This window comes from Sutterella massiliensis (genome assembly GCF_016899755.1).
In the GTDB taxonomy this organism is placed as follows: Bacteria; Pseudomonadota; Gammaproteobacteria; order Burkholderiales; family Burkholderiaceae_F; genus Sutterella; species Sutterella massiliensis.
This window is the reverse complement of record NZ_JACJJC010000509.1, coordinates 1-244: the sequence shown is the minus strand read 5'-3', so window position 1 is coordinate 244 and position 244 is coordinate 1. Positions and strand designations below refer to the sequence as shown.

Annotated in this window: 1 protein-coding gene; it reads right to left on the bottom strand. The window is 47.1% G+C overall.

Annotation, left to right across the window (positions count from 1 at the left end; all coding sequences use genetic code 11):
- The coding region (locus H6A60_RS14655) for a PfkB family carbohydrate kinase (protein WP_205105386.1) at positions 1–244 on the bottom strand (244 nt) is incomplete at both ends.

Sequence of the window (244 nt, the reverse complement as noted above, 5' to 3'; positions counted from 1 at the left end):
GCATTGAAATTATCGCCGGCTCCAATCGTGCTTACGGTTTCGACCTTCGGCACCGGATATGTATTGGAGTATTGCCGGGTAAACAGACGGACATCGTGTGCTCCATCGGTATAAATAAACGGATTGCAATAAAAAGCCACTTTCTGACGATAAACTTCCTCGGCACGGTCCAGTCCGAACATAAACCGGAAATCTTCGGACGAGCCACGCAGGATATCAGCATATTCGAAGTTTTCAAGAATGG